Origin of the sequence: Arthrobacter sp. H5 (genome assembly GCF_000520595.1) — a bacterium.
Lineage (GTDB): Bacteria > Actinomycetota > Actinomycetes > Actinomycetales > Micrococcaceae > Arthrobacter_D.
In genome coordinates, this window is sequence record NZ_KI915011.1 from 121052 (window position 1) to 123540 (window position 2489).

Below are 2489 nucleotides of genomic sequence, written 5' to 3' on the forward strand. Positions count from 1 at the left end.
GGAAGGGCCCCCGCACTGCGGGGGCCCTTCCGTTTCGCCATTGCCTGCGTTAGCGCCAAGTACCAATCCCGATCACCGGACCGGCCTCCAGCCACGATGACAGACCCGCGTAGACGTCGAAGTTCATCGCGAGGAGAAGCTCCTGTCCCTCGTAGGTCAAAACCACAACGATGGCTCCGGGTTGGATCCGCGCTTTCTCTGCCTCGGTGGGCTGCCGCCGGCTCTGAAGCTCCAGCGAGCTGCGGAGATACCGGTATCGCGGACGCGGACTAAGCGACATCAGTCGAAGCCACTCCAGATGCATGTCCGTATAGCGACAAACCCCCATCCGCCATCCCGAAGGAGGGAGGCAGATGGAGGCGTCAAACGTTCCCAGCGCGCGCCGCAATTGATAACGGCGCAGACAGAAGGCCCCAATCATGAGCACCAGCAGCGCAAACACCGCTGCGAGCGTGATGAACGCAATTCCGAAACCGTCCATCAGTGTTTCTGTCAGCTTGTCTCCGCAGTCACAGAGCCGCCGATCCTGGCATTGTCAGCCACGATCACCACGCGGTTGCTGTCCACGGAAAAGAAACCCCCGTCGACACCCACTACGACGCGTTCTCCAGACACCGGCTGGATGGCCAGTTCGCCCTCGGCCAGAATCGCAAGGACGGGTGAGTGCCCGGGAAGGATCCCGATCTCGCCGTCGCTGGTTCGGGCTTTGACCATGGTTGCTGCACCGGACCACACAAAGTGGTCCGCTGCGACAATCTCTACTTCGAGTTCAGCCATGACGGGCTTACTTCCCGCTCTGCTCTTGGATCCTTGCCCAGTTACGCTCCACATCATCGAGACCGCCGATGTTGAAGAACGCCTGCTCGGCAATGTGGTCCAGGTCACCGTTGGCGATGGCATTGAAGCCTTCGATGGTGTCCTTGATGGTCACTGTGGAGCCCTCGACGCCGGTGAATTGCTTCGCGGTGTAGGTGTTCTGTGACAGGAACTGCTGGATGCGGCGGGCCCTCGATACAACGATCTTGTCTTCTTCTGACAGTTCGTCGACACCGAGGATCGCGATGATGTCCTGGAGTTCCTTGTTCTTCTGCAGGATCTGTTTCACCCGTACAGCGGTGTTGTAATGATCCTGGCCAATGTACTGCGGATCAAGGATGCGCGAGGTGGAGGTCAACGGATCGATGGCCGGGTACAAACCACGCGAAGCGATCTCACGGGAGAGCTCGGTAGTCGCGTCCAGGTGGGCGAAGGTTGCCGCCGGTGCCGGGTCGGTGTAATCGTCAGCAGGCACATACACCGCCTGCATGGACGTGATCGAGTGGCCTCGTGTAGAGGTAATCCGCTCCTGCAGGAGACCCATTTCATCCGCGAGGTTTGGCTGGTAGCCCACGGCTGAAGGCATACGGCCCAGCAGAGTGGAAACTTCGGAACCGGCCTGGGTGAAGCGGAAGATGTTGTCAACGAACAACAGCACGTCCTGCTTCTGCACATCGCGGAAGTACTCCGCCATGGTGAGCGCGGAGAGGGCAACCCTCAACCGTGTTCCCGGTGGCTCGTCCATCTGTCCGAAGACCAGGGCTGTGTCCTTCAGAACACCCGCTTCCTCCATTTCGACCCAGAGGTCGTTTCCTTCACGGGTGCGCTCGCCGACCCCGGCGAATACCGAGGTACCGCCGAAGTTCCGCGCAACACGGGTGATCATTTCCTGGATCAGCACTGTCTTGCCAACGCCCGCACCGCCGAAGAGTCCGATCTTTCCACCCTTGATGTACGGGGTCAGAAGGTCGATGCTCTTGATGCCCGTCTCGAGCATCTCCGTGGAGCCCTCCAACTGGGCGAAAGCCGGAGGCTTGCGGTGGATGGGCCACCGCTCAGTGATCTCGAGCGCCGATTCCTCGACGTCGAGGGGCTTGCCGAGCACGTTGAAGATGTGGCCCTTCACGCCGTCGCCAACCGGTACCGAGATGGCGGCGCCGGAGTCCTGGACCACGGTTCCGCGGACCAGACCGTCAGTGGCCTGCAGCGCGATTGCGCGAACCAGGTTGTCGCCAAGGTGCTGCGACGTTTCGAACGTGATGGTGTGCGTCTCACCATTGAGAGTGATCTCAGTGGTCAGGGCGTTGTAGATTGCGGGAATTGCGTCAGCCGGAAACTCGACGTCGACAACCGGGCCAATGACACGGGCAATGCGACCGGTCGCGCCGGGGGCAACTGAGTCCGTACTGTTCTCAACAGTCTGGGCAGTCATCTCTCTCACTTCTTCAGTAGATGGCGTAGTGCTAATTGTTTCAGTTGGTGGAATCCACGTGAGAATCCGCCGAGATCAAGGAGGGTCAGGACGCGCTCAGCGCGTCTGCTCCTGCCACAATCTCTGAAAGCTCCTGCGTGATTTCCGCCTGGCGGGCGGTATTGCGAAGGCGCGTGTACTTCTTGATCAAATCGGTTGCGTTGTCACCCGCGGACTTCATGGCTCGCTGACGTGCCGCGAG

Annotated in this window: 4 protein-coding genes; all 4 read right to left on the reverse strand. The window is 60.3% G+C overall.

What is annotated here, in order from left to right:
* Positions 1-49 precede the first annotated feature (49 nt).
* Positions 50-481: a DUF2550 domain-containing protein gene (locus Y708_RS0116435; protein WP_028280768.1), complete on the reverse strand. Its 432-nt coding sequence runs from the start codon at positions 479-481 to the stop codon at positions 50-52.
* An 11-nt stretch (positions 482-492) separates the two neighbouring features.
* Complete coding sequence (locus Y708_RS0116440) at positions 493-777, reverse strand: F0F1 ATP synthase subunit epsilon (RefSeq protein WP_028280769.1); 285 nt, start codon at positions 775-777, stop codon at positions 493-495.
* Positions 778-784: 7 nt separating this feature from the next.
* Complete coding sequence (gene atpD, locus Y708_RS0116445; protein WP_028280770.1) at positions 785-2248, reverse strand: F0F1 ATP synthase subunit beta; 1464 nt, start codon at positions 2246-2248, stop codon at positions 785-787.
* 85 nt (positions 2249-2333) lie between these two features.
* Positions 2334-2489, reverse strand: a 156-nt coding sequence (locus tag Y708_RS28585) for a F0F1 ATP synthase subunit gamma (RefSeq protein WP_173401530.1), incomplete at its 5' end; no start/stop codon positions are given.